This window comes from Kothea flammea (assembly GCF_052161645.1).
GTDB lineage: Bacteria > Planctomycetota > Planctomycetia > Pirellulales > Pirellulaceae > Laterigemmans.
In genome coordinates this window covers 7,445,569-7,465,101 of sequence record NZ_CP197414.1, presented here as the reverse complement: position 1 = coordinate 7,465,101, position 19,533 = coordinate 7,445,569, and the positions used below count along the sequence as shown (strand labels likewise).

The 19,533-nt window shown below is 55.6% G+C and carries 12 protein-coding genes; 6 read left to right on the top strand and 6 right to left on the bottom strand.

The features are described from left to right. The first annotated feature begins 185 nt into the window (after positions 1-185). Together SH139x_RS27845 and SH139x_RS27840 are read left to right on the top strand one after the other, a co-directional pair. Positions 186-3,350 carry a PSD1 and planctomycete cytochrome C domain-containing protein gene (locus SH139x_RS27845; RefSeq protein WP_488352983.1) on the top strand — a complete coding sequence of 1,055 codons (3,165 nt, stop codon included), beginning with the start codon at positions 186-188 and terminating at the stop codon, positions 3,348-3,350. A 70-nt stretch (positions 3,351-3,420) separates the two neighbouring features. Then, entirely contained in the window at positions 3,421-4,122 is a 702-nt protein-coding gene (locus SH139x_RS27840) for an SOS response-associated peptidase (protein WP_488352982.1), read from the top strand. On the opposite strand, the gene SH139x_RS27835 is transcribed toward SH139x_RS27840, so the two are convergent. After that, positions 4,107-5,189 (bottom strand): tRNA dihydrouridine synthase, encoded by a 1,083-nt coding sequence (locus SH139x_RS27835; RefSeq protein ID WP_488352981.1) that lies wholly within the window; start codon positions 5,187-5,189, stop codon positions 4,107-4,109. The genes SH139x_RS27840 and SH139x_RS27835 overlap by 16 nt on opposite strands. 227 nt (positions 5,190-5,416) lie before the next feature. On the opposite strand from SH139x_RS27835, the gene SH139x_RS27830 reads away from it, so the two are divergent. The 3 genes from SH139x_RS27830 to SH139x_RS27820 all read left to right on the top strand — a co-directional run bounded on the left by SH139x_RS27830 (position 5,417) and on the right by SH139x_RS27820 (position 11,275). Then, entirely contained in the window at positions 5,417-6,454 is a 1,038-nt protein-coding gene (locus SH139x_RS27830) for an aldose epimerase family protein (RefSeq protein WP_488352980.1), read from the top strand. A 159-nt stretch (positions 6,455-6,613) separates the two neighbouring features. Next, complete coding sequence (locus SH139x_RS27825) at positions 6,614-9,784, top strand: PSD1 and planctomycete cytochrome C domain-containing protein (protein ID WP_488352979.1); 3,171 nt, start codon at positions 6,614-6,616, stop codon at positions 9,782-9,784. Between the two features lie 6 nt (positions 9,785-9,790). Beyond that, positions 9,791-11,275: a DUF1501 domain-containing protein gene (locus tag SH139x_RS27820; RefSeq protein ID WP_488352978.1), complete on the top strand. Its 1,485-nt coding sequence runs from the start codon at positions 9,791-9,793 to the stop codon at positions 11,273-11,275. Between the two features lie 12 nt (positions 11,276-11,287). On the opposite strand, the gene SH139x_RS27815 is transcribed toward SH139x_RS27820, so the two are convergent. From SH139x_RS27815 to SH139x_RS27795, 5 genes are all read right to left on the bottom strand, one after another. Continuing rightward, positions 11,288-12,736, bottom strand: a complete 1,449-nt coding sequence (locus SH139x_RS27815) for a hypothetical protein (RefSeq protein WP_488352977.1) — start codon at positions 12,734-12,736, stop codon at positions 11,288-11,290. 6 nt (positions 12,737-12,742) lie between these two features. Beyond that, positions 12,743-13,183: a DUF6384 family protein gene (locus tag SH139x_RS27810; RefSeq protein ID WP_488352976.1), complete on the bottom strand. Its 441-nt coding sequence runs from the start codon at positions 13,181-13,183 to the stop codon at positions 12,743-12,745. Positions 13,184-13,398: 215 nt separating this feature from the next. Then, positions 13,399-14,100: an ABC transporter ATP-binding protein gene (locus tag SH139x_RS27805; RefSeq protein WP_488352975.1), complete on the bottom strand. Its 702-nt coding sequence runs from the start codon at positions 14,098-14,100 to the stop codon at positions 13,399-13,401. Continuing rightward, on the bottom strand, positions 14,097-14,975 hold the full coding sequence (locus SH139x_RS27800) for an ABC transporter permease (RefSeq protein ID WP_488352974.1): 879 nt from the start codon (positions 14,973-14,975) through the stop codon (positions 14,097-14,099). Before SH139x_RS27800 ends, SH139x_RS27805 begins: the two co-directional genes overlap by 4 nt. Before the next feature lie 47 nt (positions 14,976-15,022). After that, positions 15,023-15,859 carry a substrate-binding domain-containing protein gene (locus SH139x_RS27795; protein ID WP_488352973.1) on the bottom strand — a complete coding sequence of 279 codons (837 nt, stop codon included), beginning with the start codon at positions 15,857-15,859 and terminating at the stop codon, positions 15,023-15,025. A 275-nt stretch (positions 15,860-16,134) separates the two neighbouring features. On the opposite strand from SH139x_RS27795, the gene SH139x_RS27790 reads away from it, so the two are divergent. Then, positions 16,135-19,521 (top strand): DUF1559 family PulG-like putative transporter, encoded by a 3,387-nt coding sequence (locus tag SH139x_RS27790; protein ID WP_488352972.1) that lies wholly within the window; start codon positions 16,135-16,137, stop codon positions 19,519-19,521. Positions 19,522-19,533 lie beyond the last annotated feature (12 nt).

Genomic DNA, 19,533 nt, shown 5'->3' with positions numbered 1-19,533 from the left:
TGCAATGTAGAGCGATTGTCCCCAATCGCTTGCGCGGCTCAAAACAATGTAGAGCGATTGCTCCCAATCGCTTGCAAGAACCACAAACAGCTGGGGACAGCGGTTCTACAATTGTTGCGAAGTTTTTTTGATATCATGTAGTCTGTTGGTTATTTGGATCCCGTGTTGGTGGGCGGAAATTAACGATGTGTGGGCAAGCGATACGGCTGTGGCTGCTGACGACTCTCTGCTGCGTGCTGTCCCAAATGGGCTGGGCGGTTGCTGATGCCCAAGACCCCAGCGTCTCCTTCAGCTCCGATGTGCTGCCAATCTTGCGACAGCACTGCTACGAGTGTCACGACGGCGATAAGCAAACTAGCGGCTATCGAGTCGATGTGCGTCGGCAAGCGATTGCCGGAGGGGAGTCGGGCAGCGTCGGGATCTTGCCCGGCGACCCCGAGCAGAGCGAGTTGCTGCTCCGCGTGATCAGTGACGACGATGATCAACGCATGCCCCCCGCGGGCCCACTGGCCAGCAGCGAAATCGACATCCTCCGCCGCTGGATCGAACAAGGTGCCGAATGGCCCGCTGAGTTGGCGAATGAGGAGCAGAATCCGGCTGACCACTGGGTTTTCCAGCCCCCCTCGCGACCCGCGATTCCTCGGGTCAGCGATCCAGCTTGGTGCCGCAACCCGATCGATCGTTTTGTCTTGAAAAACTTGGAAGCGAACCAGCTGAGTCCCTCACCGACGGCTGACAAGATCACGCTTTGCCGTCGCCTCTATTTGGATCTGACCGGTCTGCCTCCCACGCCGGAGCAAGTGGATGCGTTCGTGCTTTCCGATGCGCCCGACGCTTATCTGCGACTGGTTGATCAATTGTTGGCATCTCCCCAGTTCGGTGTTCGCCATGCGTTGCCCTGGCTCGACGCGGCCCGCTATGCCGACAGCGATGGCTATGAGAAAGATAAACAACGTCCCATGTGGTTTTATCGCGATTGGGTGATCAACGCTTTTAATGCGGATTTGCCTTATGATGTTTTTATCAAACATCAAATTGCCGGCGATCTTATCGAAGGAGCCGATCAAACCAGCCGCGTGGCCACCGGATTTGTCCGCGGTTCGATGATTAACGAAGAAGGTGGAGCGGATCCGGAACAGTTCCGGATGGAGGGGATGTTCGATCGCATGGATACCCTCGGCAAGGCGGTGCTGGGGTTAACGATCAGCTGTGCCCAATGTCATAATCATAAGTTTGATCCCATTAGCCAAGAAGAATACTTTCAGTTGATGGCTTTTCTTAATAGCGATCACGATGCCAATTTGCCGGTCTACACTGCCGAACAACGGCAGCAACGCGGAGCAATCCTCAGCGAAATTGAAGGCATTGAACAGGAGTTGCGCGCGGTCAAGCCAGATTGGAAAGAGCTGGCGAGCCAGTGGGCGACCAGTCAGTTGAGCGACGCCAGCACCTGGACGGTCGTGCCTGCTGACTGGGACGAAAATGCTTCGGGCGGACAGAAATTTCTGGACCTGGGAGATGGTTCGTTATTGGCCCAAGGCTACGCGCCGACCAAATCAAGCCCCACATTTACGTTACGGTTAGGCCCCGAAGCTTTGCCCCTCAGCGGATTGCGGCTGGAGTTGTTAACGCATCCCAACCTGCCGCACCTGGGACCCGGGCGTTCCATCTTTGGCACCGCCGCACTATCGGAGATTCGCGTGCGGGCGACTCCGCTGGGTGAAAATGCCGGCGAACCATATGACATTCGTTGGCAGACCGCCACGGCCAACGTGGAGCCGACGGCGGCCCCACTTCCCGCTGTCTACGATGATCGTGGCAAACAACAACGTGTAACCGGACCGGTGGCGATGGCGATCGATGGCGACCCCTCAACCGCCTGGGGCACCGACATCGGGCCGGGACGTCGCAACCGAGATAGCCAAGCGGTGTTCGTACCCAGCGAGCCGATTGTGGGCGGTCCCGATGGGGTCGAACTGTTGATCACGCTGACGCAAAATCATGGCGGCTGGAACAGCGACGACAACCAAAGTCATAACTTGGGGCGGATTCGTTTTGCCGTCACGGGAGTCGACGCACCCCAAGCCGATCCCTTCGACTCTCCGCTGCGCGAAGCGATTTCAGTTCCCGCATCACTGCGATCCGAAACGCAGTGGAATCTACTGTTCTCAGCTTGGCGACAAACCGTTGAAGCTTGGGCGCCGGCCAACGCCGAGATCGAACAGCTTTGGAATCAACATCCTGAACCTGAGTCGCAATTGGTGTTAGTGGCTCGCCAACAACCTCGCGAAACATTTATCTTAAAACGAGGTGACTTCCTCAGCCCCACTCGCAGCGTCCAGCCGGGCGTGCCAGCTGTCCTCAACCCGCTGCCGGAAACCGGTGACACAGGGGGCCCACGAGATCGACTTGCCTTGGCTGAATGGCTCGTCGCCGATGATGCGCCGACCACATCGCGAGCGATCGTCAATCGGTTGTGGCAAACCTACTTTGGATTGGGGCTGGTAGAGACGCCGGAAGACCTGGGATTGCAAAGTCCGCCACCGAGCCACCCTGAATTGCTCGACTACTTGGCGGTCGAATTGCAAGAAAGCGACTGGAGTCGCAAACATCTCCATCGTTTAATTGTCACCAGCAGCACTTATCGCCAACAAGCGTTGTTGGATGCCGAGTTGCAAGAGCGCGATCCGGTAGCCCGGCTGCTCAGCCATCGTTCGCGTCAGCGTCTGCCCGCCGAGATGATTCGCGACGTGGCATTATCTGCCAGCGGGTTGTTGAATCCGCAAATTGGCGGACCACCCTGCTATCCGCCCTTACCCGATTGGATGCTAAAACCGCCTGTCAGTTACGGACCCAAGAATTGGTACGAATCTCAAGGTGGTGATCGTTACCGTCGTGGCTTATATATTCATCGTTATCGATCGTTGCCATACCCGTCACTGCAAGTATTTGATGCTCCCAACGGGGATGCTTCCTGCGTGCGTCGTTCGCTCAGCAATACGCCATTGCAGGCTCTGACGACGCTGAACGATCCAACCTTCAACGAAGCGGCTCGCGCGCTGGGCTGTCGTTTGATCGAAGAGTTGCCGGAAGGTTCTGACCAAGCTCGTTTGGAACGTGCCATGCGGCTGTGCGTCAGCCGTTTGCCGGATGCGGAGGAGCTTGGCATTTTAAGCGATCTGCTGGTAGCCCAACGTGAACGATTGGCCTCCGGAAGTTTGTCGGCTGAGGAGATTCTAGCTGAGCGGACAGTGCAGTTTGACAGCTCCGATGCGCGGCGGAATGCCGCGCTGTGGACGCTGGTGGCTCGGGTTATTTTGAATCTTGATGAGGTGATTACTAGGCCTTAGAAACTTTCGGCGGAGCGAAAGGCGACTATACTTTCGGCGGAGCGAAAGGCGACTATGGGGATTAATTTTTATGTGCGGTAGGTTTAACTTGCGAACTTCTGCCACGGGGATTGCCGAGTGCTTTCTGCCGGGGTTGGATCCGGCCAATTTGCCGCAGTTACAACCGCGTTATAACATCGCCCCGACACAGTGGGTGCCGGTCGTTGTGGAGCGAGAGGCGGATCGCGAGACACAACCGGCGCGGCGGCTGGAGTTGTTTCGTTGGGGTTTATTGCCACCATGGGCCGACTCACTGTCGATTGGCAGTCGCATGATTAACGCCCGCAGCGAAACAGTTACTGAGAAACGTTCTTTCAGCGGGCCTTTCAAATCTCGACGTTGCATATTGCCAGCCAACGGCTATTACGAATGGCAGAAAACCGAATCTGGTAAGCAACCTTACGAATTTTCATTGGCTTCAGGCGGCTTGTTGGCAATGGCCGGGTTGTGGGAAGTTAATCGCCGCGCGGGCGAACCAGGGCAAACCATTCACTCATGCACCGTGCTGACCACTGCCGCGAATCAGCTGGCCGCTACCGTACACGACCGCATGCCGGTGTTGCTCGATGAAGCGGCCGTGGAACTTTGGCTGGATCCACAATTCGAAAACATTGCCGCTTTGCAAAACTTGTTGCGCGCGGCTCCCGATGATTGGCTGGTTAAGCGACCGGTTAATAAGCAACTGGGAAACGTCAAGAACGAAGGCCCCGAATTGCTTCAGCACTCTTCTTGACTGCGATGAATTTCCACCGGTGGATATTGGCCCGGGCCTGCTTGATAAGCTTCGTCGAGCAATGCCTCGAATTCAGCTCGCGTCTTGATCCGAGTAAACCGTAAACGGATCTCAGCAAAACGAGGATGGCAGGCAGAGTATTTAATTGCGAACTTGCGCATCAGCAACGGTGCTCGCTCAACACCATAAGTCTGTTCCATCAAGCTGAGGTGTTCGCGGATCAACGTGGCTTGCGTCGGCAAATCGGGCGGAGGCGGTAAGGGGAGACCACGGCCGAGCGCTCTGGCTTGAGAAAAGATCCATGGGTTACCAATGGATCCCCGCGCCACGGTGACTCCGTTGACTCCCGTTTGTTCGATCATTCGCCAACAATCGGCCGCGGTGAAGAGATCGCCGCTGCCCAGCACGCTCAGCCGACCGTCGACATGTTTGACCACATCGCTGAGGAACTCCCAGCGGCTGGGGCCCACGTAACGCTGTTCGACCGTGCGGCCATGGACCGTAACGGCGGCCAGCCCAGCAGCGATCGCGCCGTCAAGAATTTGGAAAAAATGATCGCGAGACTCGGCTGAATCATCAATGCCGCGACGCATTTTTACCGTTACGGGGATCGACGCTGGAACGATATCGCGGGTGCGACGCATAATGTCGATGGCAACCTCGGGTTGGGAGAGGTGAAATCCGCCCCGACATCGTCCCAGCACTTTCTTGACCGGGCAGCCGAAGTTAATGTCAATCACGTCAAACCCGGCGGCTGCCAATCGTTCCGCCCCGGCGGCAAATTGGGCCGGTTCGGCTCCCATCAACTGTCCGCCGACGGGGTGCTCTTCGGGATCGATGGCGAGAAAATGCTTGGTTTTTCTCCGCTCGTTTAAAGCCAGCAGAAATTGGTCCAGCATCACCTCACACAGGCAGTAGGAAGCCCCGTGGCGGCGCGAAATGACCCGCATTGGCAGGTCGCTATACCCGGATAGGGCGGCACCCACGATCGGGAAACCAATCTTCAGCGGTCCGATCATCAGATCGGCCGGTGCTGGCTGTTGCGTTGGCGAAAGTGTGTTCGACATAAAATCTAGCTTCGCGTGGGAGGCTATTCTGCCCGGCAGCCAAGAGGGTAAACTGAGGGGCAGCAAAAAAAGTATCTGCCCCCATCCTGCCAGTGTTTCGTAAATCCCTGGCAGCGTTGGTTTTGTATCTTAGCTGTCTGGGATAAGCGATGTTCCGTTGCTTGGTTTGTTTCGTGTTTTGTGTCTTGGCAGTTGCTGTATCAACCGCGATCGGTAAGGAGAGAACGTTGAAGATTGAATCGAGAGTTTGGGGGGCCACCCATGACGGTCGCGAGGTCCACTTGTTTACTATGACCAACTCCCACGGTAACTCAGTCGAGATGACCAACTGGGGAGCCACGATCGTAACAGTCAACGTGCCGGATCGCGATGGTCAATTGGCGAATGTCAATTTGGGCTTTTCCGAATTGGCAGGCTATTTGCAGCGCCACCCTTTCTACGGATCGACTGTGGGTCGGTTTTGCAATCGAATCGGCGAGGGACGATTTTCACTCGACGGTAACGAGTATACGTTAGTACAAAATAACAGCGGTAATCATTTGCATGGCGGAACCGTTGGTTTCGATGCCCAGCTTTGGTCGGCTGAAACGATTGCCAATGATGATCGTGTCGGTGTGCGTTTCAAATTGATCAGCCCCGACGGGCAGGAGGGTTACCCCGGAACGTTGGAGGTCACGGCCGAATACACTTGGGACGACGAAAACCAACTGGCTTATACCTTTACGGCGACAACCGATAAACCGACCGTGGTTAATTTAACCAATCACGCTTATTGGAATTTGTCTGGCGTGGGCAGCGGCAAAATTACCGGGCACGTGCTGGAACTGGAAGCCGACCAATCGTTAGACGTTAATGAGACTCTGGTCCCCACCGGGCGGATGCTGGAAGTCGACGACACACCCCTCGATTTCCGCAGTCCCTGCCCGATCGGCGATGCGATTGATCAGTTGCCGGCGACGAAGGGATACGACCATTGCTTTGTGGTCCGGGGCAAGAAGGGGACGTTGCGGGCGGCGGCCCGGGTGGTCGATCCAAAATCGGGACGAACCATGGATGTCTGGACCACTCAACCGGGTGTCCAGCTCTACACGGGAAATCATCTCGGTGGTAATGAATCCTCAAACGGTTTGGGGAGTCACGAAGGGTTTTGTTTGGAAACCCAGCACTATCCCGACGCGCCCAATAAGTCCGAGTTCCCCTCGACTCGACTCAACCCGGACCAAACCCTAACGGAAACTACGGTACATCGGTTTGGGATTGAGTAGAATAAGGTTAGCGGTTTTGGCGCTAGCCCCCGTCAGCGGTTTTGGCGCTAGTTCCCGTTGGCTGCACATGATCACTCGATTCAACCGATAACCGCCCCAAAACGGCTAACGGTTTTTGAATTGACACTAAATTTCCCCTCCTTCATCCCACCCCGTGCTATGCGTCCTGCATTCCAAGTCATCCGTTACCGGAGTCGGCAAGCGCAGCATCAACAAATGTTGTCATCCGCCGTGTGCAAACCCAACCGTGGTTTAAACGCGATGCAGCTGGCGGTTGCTTTACTGGCCGTGGTCGCTCTGACTTTTGCTTTGCCAGCCGGGAATACCGCGGCAGCTGAGGGGGCGGCTGGGGAGATTGACTTTAATCGAGACATTCGGCCGATTTTGGCGTCGCACTGTTTTAAGTGTCACGGTCCGGACGAGGGCACGCGAGAAGCCGGTTTGCGATTGGATACGGCGGAGGGCGCGGCCGAAGATCTGGGAGGTTATCAGGCGGTTGTACCCGGTGACCCCGCAGCCAGCGAGTTGATTCTCCGGGTGCGGCACGAGGACCCTGACCTCCGCATGCCCCCGGTCGATGGTCCGCATCCCCTCGATGATGCGCAAGTTGAGTTGCTGGAACGCTGGGTCAAGGCGGGCGGCCAGTTCTCTAGCCACTGGGCGTTTGAGCCACCGCAACTTGTCCCGCCTCCTCTCGACGACGCAACCACCATCACGGCTGACGCGTGGTCGCGAGATCCGGTCGACAGTTATGTACGCCAGCGGTTGAGCGAACAAGAGCTGGCCCCCAACGTGTCGGCCGATCGGTTGACTTTGGTACGTCGGGTCTATTTAGATTTAACCGGGCTGCCACCTACGCCGGCTGAGGCGGATCGTTTCCTCCAAGACGAATCGCCGATGGCTTACGCTAAGTTGGTCGATCGTTTGTTGGCTGACCCGGCGAATGCCGAACGGCAAACCCGCGTCTGGATGGACTTGGCTCACTACGCCGACACGAATGGCTATGAGAAAGATCGGCCGCGAACCATTTGGCCATATCGTGATTGGGTGATCAATGCGTTGGCTGACGATATGCCTTTTGATCAGTTCACGATTGAGCAATTGGCTGGTGATATGTTGCCCAACCCGACGCGTTCGCAGCGAATCGCTACTGGGTTCTTGCGCAACACGATGCTCAACGAGGAAGGGGGAATTGATCCCCTGGAATTTCGTTATTTGGCCATGGTCGATCGGGTGCACACCGTCGGTACCGTGTGGTTGGGGATGACGACTGGTTGTGCCCAGTGTCACACACATAAGTACGATCCAATTACGCACACCGATTACTTTGCCCTGATGGCATTATTAAATAACGCCGACGAGCCGGAGGTGGTGGTTGCCGATCAAGAAGCATCACGACTGCGAGCCCAGTATGATCAGGAACTGGACTCGCTTTACACAACCTTGAAAGATCAATTTGGCCCAGAACCATATGAGCCAGCCTTACAAGCTTGGATTGCCGCGCAACAAACTGCTTTGGTTGATTGGCAAGTGCCCCAGCCGAGCGGACTCGAAAGCACGCTGCCGAAACTGCGTTGGCAGGAAGACGGTTCGATCTTTGCCGATGGTGATGCCACCAAGCGTGATGAGTATCGCTTGATTTATGATGCTCCCGCTGGCGATGTCGAATTGAATGCGATTCGCTTGGAAGTGCTGCCCGACCCAAGATTACCTGCCGGCGGTCCGGGGCGGAGTTATTACGAAGGCCGGCGGGGTGACTTTTTTCTCAGCGAACTGCGGGTGTTGGTTGATGGTCAACCGGTTGAGCTGCGGGACCCGTCCCACAGCCATGGCAGCCTCAGCATCGGTTCGGGAGGTGCTGCGGCAACGAATGTGATCGACGGCGATGCATCGACAGGCTGGAGCACCTCCAGCCGACCGGGACAGCCACATCGCTGGGTGGCGAATCTGACCACGCCGATTGCAGTCGGGGCAAAGGTGGAGGTCAGCATGTTGTTTGAACGCCACTTTGCCGCCAGCCTGGGTCGTTTTCGCCTCTCCTTCGCCAAGGTCGCACAGCCAATCGCTGCGGCGCCGTTACCAGCAGATTTGCAAACGCGTTTGTTGGCGGGTGAGCCTATCGAAGGTGAATTTTACGAGCAACTGGCGAGGGCTTTTCTGCGCGATGTGCCGCAATTGGCCGAAGCACGCAAGCCGCTGGAAGCCAAACTCAACTCGCGGCCTCAGCCAACTTCGACCTTGGTGTTGCGCGAGCGTGCCGACGATAACAGGCGGTCGACCTTTCGGCACCATCGTGGTGAATACTTGCAGCCCAAAGAAGAGGTGACAGGGGCAATCCCCGATGTGCTGCGAAAATATCTTTCCGATCGTTTCGGTGATTCCGGGCCCAGCAATCGTTTGGATTTCGCGCAGTGGTTGGCCAGCAGCGATAATCCACTGGTCGCTCGGGTGACGGCCAATCGTGTTTGGCGAACCATGTTCGGCAGCGGTTTGGTGCGGACGGCGGGAGACTTTGGTACGCAATCAGAACCTCCCGTGTATCCACAGGTGTTAGATCATTTAGCGATCGACTTTATGCAAACCGGTTGGTCGCTGAAACGATTGCAACGGCGAATTGTGATGTCGAGTGTTTATCAACAATCGTCTCACGCCGATGCAGCGCGTCGCAATCAAGACTTGGATAATCGGTTGTTATCCCGTGGTCCGCGGTTTCGCGTCGATGCTGAGATGATTCGTGATGCGGCGCTCGTTGCCAGTGGCCGCCTGTCTGCGGAAATTGGTGGACCCAGTGTTTATCCACCGCAGCCAGCGTCGGTGACCGGAATGGCGTACGGTTCGCCAGCTTGGAAAACCAGTCCTGGTGGTGATCGCTATCGCCGCTCGCTCTATACCTTTGCCAAACGTACCGCACCCTTTGCGGCTTACACCGTGTTTGATGGGCCAACCGGCGAGTCATGTTTGCCGCGCCGCGATCGCAGTAATACTCCCTTGCAGTCGTTGACTTTGCTCAACGATCCGATGTTGTTGGAATTGGCCACCGCCACCGCCAACGAAGCCTTGCGTGATATCACTGGTAACGCCAATGGCGATTCTCAACTTGTAAGCGACGAACAGGACCAAAGTCAGCGAACCGCGGCGATTGCCGAGACGATCTTTCGCCGCGTCCTCACCCGTCAACCGACGGCGTTCGAATTGGAACAAATATGTGCCTTCTATGAGCGGCAATTGGCGACCAACAGCGGCCCGCGAGAACCGGCTGACGAGGTCGCCGGATGGACGCTCGTGGCGCGGGCTCTCATGAATACTGACGAAGCAATCACCAAGGAGTGACTCACGATGTTGACTTCACCTTTAGTCCAACGGACTCGTCGCCAATTGTTCCAAGATTGTGGTGTGGGGCTGGGCAAGATCGCACTCGCTTCGTTGCTGGCGCCGACGGGCAAACTGTTTGCCAGTGATAATTCAGCAGCGTCAGGTATAGCAGCGGCCCAAGCTCTCGCAGGCCAAGATCTAGCGACTCAGGGGGGCGCGTTGCGAGCTTTGCATCATCCGCCGCGGGCCAAGCGGGTGATCTTTCTCTTTATGGCCGTCGCGCCGAGTCAGTTGGATCTGTTTGACTTTAAACCCAAACTGCATGAGCTGGCTGGCAAGCCAATTCCCCCTTCGGTGATCGAAGGCCAGCGTTATGCTTTTATCCAGCCCGATGCGGCCGTTTTGCCACCTCAGTTTAAGTTTGCCAAACATGGTGAATCGGCCGCCGAAATTTCTGAGATGTTGCCTCATACCGCGAAAGTGGTTGATGAGTTGGCAATCCTGCGGGCGGTCCACACCGATCAGTTCAACCATGCTCCCGCTCAGCTTTTCGTAAACACCGGCAGCCCGTTGCCGGGACGCCCCGCCATGGGAGCTTGGCTGAGCTACGGGATTGGCAGTGAGACCAGCGACTTGCCGGCGTTCGTGGTGATGGAGAGTAACGGTAGCCTCAGCGGGGGTGCTGCCATGTGGTCTAACGGCTTCGTTCCCGGCCAGCATCAAGGAGTCCCGTTTCGCTCCAGCGGTGATCCCATTCTGCATGTCTCCAATCCGTCAGGCGTGGATGCGAACGCACAGCGCGCGAGTCTTGATTTGATCTCGGCTCTGAACCAGCAACGTCTCGAGACCACCGGAGACCCCGAAATTGCCGCGCGAATTCAAGCGTATGAAATGGCTTATCGAATGCAGTCGGCGGCTCCCGAATTGATGGACCTCTCTCAAGAATCGGCTGCCACTTTCGCCCTTTATGGAGCCGAGCCGGGGAACGCCGGGAAAGCATTTGCCAACAACTGCTTGTTGGCTAGGCGGATGGCCGAGCGGGGTGTGCGTTTTATCCAAGTCTATCACGCCGGCTGGGACCATCATTCCAACGTGGCGGGCGGCCTGCGTGGTGCCTGCGGTCAAACCGATCAAGCGTGCGCAGCGCTGATCACCGATCTCCGCCAACGTGGTCTGCTCGATGATACGCTTGTTGTCTGGGGGGGTGAGTTTGGACGCACTCCCATGGTCGAAGCCAGCGCGGCGCTGGGACGTTCGGCTGGCCGCGATCATCACCCGCAAGCGTTCACGATGTGGATGGCAGGTGGTGGTGTCAAGCCTGGCCAGACCATCGGCGCCACCGATGACTTAGGTTTTCATCCCACCGAGGATGCCGTGCACGTGCACGATATTCAAGCCACGATCTTACACTTGCTCGGCATCGATCACGAGCGTCTAACGTTCACGCACGCGGGACGCCCTTATCGTTTGACCGACGTGCATGGCGAATTGATTAGCAAGTTGATTTAAGCACGAAAGCGACTATCTTCTCCGGCCGTATCGTCTACCAGCGTTTCTCGCTTTGCCCTGCATTGCCTTGTTGGCAATCGCATTGGCCGCCGCTGAGGCCATCGCATGGACGAGCACATGCGTCATCGGGTGTCGAGCCACACGGGCCAAACCGGAACCAGCAGTTTCCAAACTCGACGGAGCAAATTGATGCTGCTGTCGCATGCGTTCCCAGATCGAATCCAGGGTATCACGGCCATCTCGAGCTAGTTCAAGATCACGCGCGACATCCAGCGAGTCGCTGAATTGACTGCGTGAACTATCATATCCGGCGGAGCGAAAACGTTGCTGAAGTTGCCCCAAGGCATGCAGATGATTGGCCAACCAATCGATGCGTTCTTGCCGGGCTACCGCTTCAGTGTTGGCGCTGCGAAATTGTTGATCGAGGTGATCGAGGCGAGCGATAATTTGATCATCCCGCGGGTCCAAGGTTTGCTGGGCGCGGGCGACCAATGCTTTTCGGTCGCTGCGAGCGAGCCAATTTCTCAGGTATTCAATCGCCTCGCTGTAGTAGCTTCCTTGCGGGTCGGCGGTTGTGGTCAATTCGCTGTTCAACGCCCTGAGTTCCGTCTCCACAGCGGCCAGCGCTTCCAAGTCGGCTTGGTGGGTGGCATCAGCACGTTCCACGGTTTCGATTTTAGCCGGCAAGCCCAGTTTGGCAGCCAACTCATCGCGTTGTTTTGCTAGCTCACTCATCACAGCGTCAAACGCCTGTTGGTCTTGAGCAATCAGTTTGCGAACATGCTCGGGCGTCTGCTTCAGGTATTCGTAGCTGGTGCGCGCCGCGGGGAATTCAATCAACTTGCTGACCCAGCGATCGAGGCGACGGGTCATTCCGCGATAGCCGTACTGGGGCGTGCCTAGTCCTCGCTGGTAAAGATACAAGAACAGGCTGCATTCTTCATAAGCGGGCAGTTTCTGTAACGCTTCATGCTCGATCTCTTCCAGCGATCCCTCGGCCCGTTCCAATGCTGCTTCGGCTTCGGCAGCACGTTCGGTGAGTTTGCGAAAATCGGCGTCTTGGCTCAGCTGTTCGGCAAGTTGTTCTGCTAATTGTTGCTGGGCATCCATGGCTTCGTCGAGAGCGGTCGTCGACTGGACCGCCCGCTCGTCGGCTGCTGTTCGCCGTTGTTCCAATTGCTCAATTTGCGTTTGCAATCTGGCAACATGGTCGGCTTGGCGAAGCATGATCTGCTCAATGCCGTGGCGAACTTCGCTGGAGGTCGAACTGATTGCTGCGGGTGTCAGCTCTGGGAGATAATAGGCGGCTAGATCATTCAGCGATTCGTGCTGTTGCGAAGTGATCGATTGCAATGCCCCGCCAGCCGCGGTGGCGGTGGTTCGCGCATCGGCCAGGGCGGCTTGCGCGTCTTGGTAGGCACGCTGGATCTGTTGTGAGACGATGGGACCGGAGAGCGGCATAGCACATTACCACGGGAAGGGGGCGAATGCTGAAAAGCACAAACCCCAAACGACAGCCGAGATGAGTAGGCAAGCGGCGATGAAACCGATGATCTTCGCTCTTCGAATCCAGCCGTGCGCGAACAATAGACTAAGCGAAAAAGCGGGGGGGTGGTACTGGTGGCGATTGGAAAAATAGGTTTCAATCGCCACGTCGATTTCCGCCGCCGTGACGCGATCTCCCGACAGTTGAGCCGTCCTCAGCAGTTTTTCGCGGAGCTCCGCTCGCACCGTATCTCTCGCTAAAGCCTGTTCAGCCGTGACGCGATCTTTACGAAGTTCACGAGCGACATCCATGACGCGAAGCATTTCCTGCAGCGATAGATCGGCTTGTGCTCCAGCCGAAGAAGACCGTCTGCCAGCCGAATTCGACATGCTGGGAGCTGGCTGAGTGCCTGACGATGTCATCGTAGTTTACGTGCGCGTGAGAAAATGAACGTGCCGGAAAAGCTGTGACGGCGGAGCACATGACGCAACCGCCTGCTGATAGCATTTTAGCAGGGCCGCACCGTTGGACCAAGCGAGTGATCATGAGAGCCAGCTGACGAAGTTTAGAATCTATCCGAAAAAACGTTAGCCGCTTTGGCGATAGCCGCGGTTCTTTTGGGTTTTCGCATAGCTTTCTAAGCTCCCTTCTCAGTTGGCTTGCCTAGAAATTGGCTTGAATTGGCCGCGATTGTAATGTCGAGCACCGCCTTGCCCGATTCGGTGGCTAACCTAATTTGCCGATCGGCCAACGCCTCAGCTTCCATAGGATCGTGGGTCACATGGAGCACAGTTACTTTTGTCCTGCGGTTTATTTCCCGCAGCATGACTTGAGCCGATTTGCGGGTCGCTGCGTCGAGTGCGCTGAGTGGTTCGTCAAGCAGCAGGACGGCGGGGCCAAAAGCGAGTGCTCGACCAAGGGCGACACGTTGCGACTCACCTCCGCTGAGACCTTTGGTGCTCCTTGTTAATAAATGCTTGATCTCCAACAAGTTGGCAAACTCTTCGACACGGTCGTTGATTGACTTGCTCGATTGCTTCCTCAGTTTCATGGCAAACTCCAGATTTTGCCTTACTGATAGGTTGGGGAAGAGGGCCAGGTCTTGTGGCACGTAGCCAATGTTGCGGTCTGCCGGCGGCCACTTCGTGATCTCGATGTTATCAATCGAGATTCGCCCCTCGCGGACTTTCCGTAAACCGCAGATCGATTCAAGAATGGTTGTTTTGCCCACCCCCGTTTTCCCCATCAGCACGGCATATTCGCCTCGTTCAACTTGAAACGATAATTGACTGAGCGAGAACGAGCCGGCGGCAACCGTGACGTTACTTATGGAGATCACCTTGAAAGTCCTCCGCCAAACCAACGCAAAACAACCAGCACCATGATTGCCATCGCCACCATTAACAGCGAGACTGCCACGGCCGAATCGAGTTGTCCCACGCTCAGTTCCAGAAACACGGTGGTGGAAAGTACTTCGGTGCGAAATCGAGTGGTGCCAGCAAAGACTAAGATGGGGCCAAATTCCCCCAAAGCGCGAGCCCAAGCAATGGTTCCCGCAGCGATGACTCCTCGCCACGCTTGCGGCATGGCTATCAATAAAAAAGCCTGGCCGCGATTGCACCCCAAGGTCCGAGCAACTTCTTCGGCTCGAGGATCGATTTGATCAAAGGTGACTCGCATCGTCCGCACCGCAAACGCGCAGGAGACCGCGAACTGAGCGAGCACCACCGCTGGCCAGCGATAGGTGACCGGGAAACCAACTTCCTCTCGCAACCATGTTTCTAACTGCCAATTCGAGTCTGGGTAGAACCATTGGCTCAAGGGGAATGGCTGATGAAAGAGAATCAAGAGGCTGAGGCCCAGTACGAGCGGCGGCAGCACGAACGGAATGTCGACAATTGTGTCAATCAAACGGCGACCGGGGAACGAATAGCGAGATAAAAGATACCCCAGCGGAGTCGCCACCCAGACTGACATAATCGCGGCCACGGTGCAGCTAGCCAGAGTTAATTTAACGGCCGCCTGAATTTCCGGCTTGAGCAGTGCCGCAACAAAATCTTCTTGAGATGTGAATAATAGATCGGCCACCAGCAACAACAAAATCAATAAGATAAAACTCGCCGATAGCCCACCAGCAATCAGAAAGAAAATTAGATCTTTCAATTGATGAAAACGATTGCGTCGCAGCGGTTGGGTCACGAAATCTATTGCCATCGCTTGGAAAGCATTGTTTGAATTGGAGCTACAGGTCGTCTAAATACTTACTTTACCCAAAACCCATGTTTGGCGTACTGCTGGAGCCCCCCGTTTGTCGATGTGATAAAACGTGCAAAGTCAAGTGCCGCGGAGGGGTTGGCCGACGACTTGAGTACCCCGACCGAAACCTGTGAATGCGCTCCTTGAAGTTCTGCAATCGGTATGAATTCCAAGTCAGGATAGGAGTGAAGGGCGGCATCATAGACGATCCCCACGTCGGCCGCTCCCACGACAATATCGTTTACCACTTCAATGACGGTTCCACGAAACGCCTCGGTTGCCTCGGCCAGGGGTTGCCATTGGCCCGTGTCCAGGAGTGCTTGTCGCGTTAGCTTTCCGATCGCTGCCGTCTCCGGGTTGGCTTGCACAAGTCGGACCTCGGAAGATATCAGGCTGGCTAGGCCTTTTACTTTCAGTGGATTGCCCTTTCGTACCGCGGCGCCGCATCGCATTTTGGCGATCGGAAAGACAGCATCGAGCAGCCCCTTCTCCTTGGCGAGTGCGAGATAGCTATCGTCCGCGGGTAAGTAGAGATCGCCCTGACCGCTCAGTTCCAGTTGAGCCAGCAATGTTTGCGAACCACCGTACTGAGTCGTGACGGATCGACCGGTTTCCAACTCGTATTCACGACGGATTGATTCCATCACGGCCTGATTGCTGGCCGCGCAGAACACTATTAACTCTCCGCTAATTTCCCTCATGGTCACAGGGGGCGATGTGTCGTCACCAGTGATGATCGTTGGCTTTTCACGGCTGGGACTCGATTCTCCTGCATACATGACCCAAACGCAGATACCCATCAGGACCAAAGATGCGAACATCATCAAGAGTGTTTTGGACATCTCACTTGAGTCCCAAGTCTAAAAAGTAGGGATCGAGTTCACCCCCTGGGTGTTCGAGCAGGCGAGCTGATTTTTGTGCTTATCGTTCACAATCTAATGGGGGCAAGCCTGAATTACAATGACGAAACATGTTTCTGCAATTTCGGATTAATTCAGCAAGAATTTGCGCTTTCGGGTATTTCCGCTGGGCTCTAGAGGCATGGTTCAGTTTCTGCAAGTGTTTGCGAATCGGGTCAAGCAAACGATCTGGGCCCAACTCGTTCTGGAGAACAGTCATGTCGAGTCGCTGGTTCTTGCCGCTCTGTGCGGCTCTATTTGTTCCTCTACCCCTCTTGGCTCAGCCAGCTCAGCCTGACGCGGCAAATGAGTCCAGTTCGACAGCTTGGACGCGCGAACGGGCGATCCGCGAACTGCAGTTCTATCCCCGCGATACTTATCTGCAGTTCGTGGTCATGCAGTTATCCACAGACGCACGGGAAGCCGCCCAAGCACAACGCCTACTTCCTCGCGTTGCCAATCCGCGTCAGATTGGTGTGCAACGTAACTCACAGGTAAATCTATACAGCATTTTCAGCGGTTCGTTGGCTGTTCAAGAGAGCTTACAGCTTGACGCGATGACGGGCGACCAAGCGAGCACTGGCGCCGAGCCGATGGTCCAACTCGATAATCTGCAGGGGCCGACAGTAAAAAGCCATCCCTGGGAAGAGATGCTGGGCGATCGACAGCCGGCTATATCGAAGTTGGCCGAGTGCGTCCCCGAAGACCATTTGTTTGTGCGATTCGAATCGGTAAGCCAGTTGCTCGATGCGCGTGCTTTGGTTGATCGATTGTACGCTTATTCGATGGGCCAAGCGAACGGCAGGATCCAATCCACAGGTGCGATGGATCGTATCCAACGACAATGGTTGATGGAAACCTCCGCACTGCTAAAACCACTTTATGATAGTGCCTTCGCTGACGTGGCAATCACCTCAAGCGACTTGTTTTTCAACGAAGGCACCGACGCGACGTTGATCATGCGATTGAAGGAGCCAGCAGCCGCTCGCGCCACTCTGAATCAATTGTTAATGGTCCAAGGGAAACAAATCCCGTCGGCAAAACTTGAAAAAGGTGTGCTGCTGGGTATCCCCTTCACGCACGTGACGACTCCCGACCGTTCCGTGCACGTCTATGCTGCTGACCTACTCGATGACTTGCACGTCCGCAGTAATTCACGTCTCGCCTTTGAAAGAATTTTGCGTACGATTCTTGGACAACCGGTCCCAGGTTCCAAGATCGCACGGCTGAGCGACAGTACCGAGTTTCGCTATGTCCGCACGCTGATGCCCCTTGGAGCTGACGAAGAAAATGGTTTCGTTTATATGTCGGATCCATTCATTCGTAATTTAATTGGTCCAGAGAAGAAATTAACCCAGCGCAACCGATTGATCTGTCGTGGTCGCCTGCAAACGCTGAGGCACGCACAGTTGCTATTCTTGACGCAACACCAACGTGAGGCAACGTCGATTGAGGATCTCCGCGCGGGCAATTGCCTTGGTAACGCCGAGATCCCCATGGAGCTTAATTGTCCATTGGGTGGCGAATATTCACTGCTTGATACTCAGCTGGGGTGCCAATGTTCGCACCATGGCTCGATCGAGTCGATGGTGCCCACGTGTGAGATACCACTGCAACAAATTCCCTCCTCGCAAGCCGCTGAGTATGAACAGTTTGTGGAGTCGTACAGTCGTTATTGGCGAACGTTCTTCGATCCCATCGCCATCCGGATTCAGGTGCAGCCCAAGCGTTACCGGGTGGAGACGATCGTGCTGCCACTGATCAATAACTCCATTTACTCCAGTCTTGTATCCGTGCTGGGAGGCCAGCCCGAACCGCTTGATTCCTTGCCGGTACCCGAAACCAATATTGCCAGTTTGTCTTTGCGGCTGAATAAATATCAGTTGCTGGAGCAAATGGGGATCGCCAGACCAGCACCCAAGTCGGGCGACCTGGCGGTAGACCTAATTCAGCCACCGTCGCCCGAGCAGGTTCAAACGGCAGACATTAGTCAGGCGTTGGCGGGAATTGCTTTAGGTTTGCACAATCACCACAGCGCTTTCAATCGTCTGCCACCGCGACCTGAGCTAGGTAAAGATCTGGCGGCCGATCGTCGACTAAGCTGGCGTGTCGCGATTTTACCCTTTCTCGGGGAAAATGCCTTATACGAAAAATTTCACCACAATGAACCATGGGACAGTCCCCACAACCTGGCACTGGCCAAACAAATCCCAGATGTGTTCGCTAGCGGGTCGGCCGAGCTGGCAAAGCAAGCCAAGACTCGCTATGTGTTTCCCAAACACCTGCGGGCAATGTATCGAGGAGCCGAAAAGGGTGCTAGTTTTCGGGAAGTAACCGACGGGTTATCGAACACAATTATGGTTGTCACGGCGGATGACGAGCATGCGGTGCTCTGGACAAAGCCTGACGATCTCGAAGTCAGCTTGGATCAGCCGAGAGCGGGGTTGTTCTTAGGCGCTGAAGGAAAAACTCAGTTTGTCATGGGTGATGGTGGCGTGGTCAGCATTGCCGATGATGTTTCCGATGAGGAGCTCGCGAAAATGATCACTCGCGACGGGGGCGAGATATTAACAGCACGGCCTGAGTCTGTCTCAGTGCGGAGTAGAACGAGAAATCGCCGCGAATCCATTTTTGGTCCCGATGAGATAATTCAGCGACTCGATTTGGATCAGTTTTTGCACCACGGAATCGGCAATCAGATCGCGGTTCATCTCGGTGATGGGAAGCCATTGGTGGACTTTAACGTATCACGATTGGCCGCGCTGGCCCGGGGAGGTTTTGGTGGTAATGGTCGTTTGCTTGACCCTGAATTTTCGATGGTCGGATTGCTAGCGTTATCGATCAATACGCCAGTCTATGTTTCCGTTCCCGTGAAAGATGTGGAGATTGTTGATAGCACGCTGGAAAAATTGGATGCCTTGCTGGCAACGTGGGTTCGCAGTCCAGAAAGTCAGTCTTCGGGATTTATTCAGATTGAACAAGATTCCTATCGCTTTAGTAGCCCTGAGCATGACAGCGTGCGAGCCTATGCCTTTCGATTTGGACCGATTACTTGGAGATTCTATTGGGCTCGCTTGGGCAATGGTTTATACGTTGCCAGCACGCCGGGGCTGATCGCCGACCTGCAGAAGGCGGTTGCCAATCATGACCAGCAGTCACACGCAGCCCACGATGACTCGGCTCCTGCCCACGGCTTGGTGCGGCTTCGTCCACAGCATTGGAATATGATAAAACCACACTTCCAAATCGGTTGGGCGGAGGCGGAGAGACGAGCTTGCCTTCATAACTTGTCGCCACTGGCGAACGCGGGGCGAGCTTTGCTGGAAAGCCAATCGGCTCGTCCCGACCTAGCCGAAGTGGAAGGATTGGCGGTGAAGCTGTTTGGTGGTCCTTTGAAATGCCCCACTCATGGTTTATACTCGCTAGATGATAAGACCGGCCATGTAACTTGCAGCCTGCATGGAGATGCGCGAGCAGCCACGCAGACGATGGGGGATAAGCCGGGTAAAGTCTCACGGTTTCCGGAGTCTCTCCAAGATGTGCGGCTTGAGCTGACCTTCTTGGAAGACGGCTTGCACGCGGTGGTGCATCTCGAAACCAAGTAAGCACGCTTTTCC

Coding starts and splice junctions, on each gene's coding strand:
- SH139x_RS27795 (WP_488352973.1), bottom strand. CDS start 15,859: ATGTCCAAAACACTCTTGATGATGTTCGCATCTTTGGTCCTGATGGGT.
- SH139x_RS27815 (WP_488352977.1), bottom strand. CDS start 12,736: ATGCCGCTCTCCGGTCCCATCGTCTCACAACAGATCCAGCGTGCCTAC.
- SH139x_RS27790 (WP_488352972.1), top strand. CDS start 16,135: ATGTCGAGTCGCTGGTTCTTGCCGCTCTGTGCGGCTCTATTTGTTCCT.
- SH139x_RS27820 (WP_488352978.1), top strand. CDS start 9,791: ATGTTGACTTCACCTTTAGTCCAACGGACTCGTCGCCAATTGTTCCAA.
- SH139x_RS27810 (WP_488352976.1), bottom strand. CDS start 13,183: ATGACATCGTCAGGCACTCAGCCAGCTCCCAGCATGTCGAATTCGGCT.
- SH139x_RS27835 (WP_488352981.1), bottom strand. CDS start 5,189: ATGTCGAACACACTTTCGCCAACGCAACAGCCAGCACCGGCCGATCTG.
- SH139x_RS27800 (WP_488352974.1), bottom strand. CDS start 14,975: ATGGCAATAGATTTCGTGACCCAACCGCTGCGACGCAATCGTTTTCAT.
- SH139x_RS27825 (WP_488352979.1), top strand. CDS start 6,614: ATGCGTCCTGCATTCCAAGTCATCCGTTACCGGAGTCGGCAAGCGCAG.
- SH139x_RS27845 (WP_488352983.1), top strand. CDS start 186: ATGTGTGGGCAAGCGATACGGCTGTGGCTGCTGACGACTCTCTGCTGC.
- SH139x_RS27840 (WP_488352982.1), top strand. CDS start 3,421: ATGTGCGGTAGGTTTAACTTGCGAACTTCTGCCACGGGGATTGCCGAG.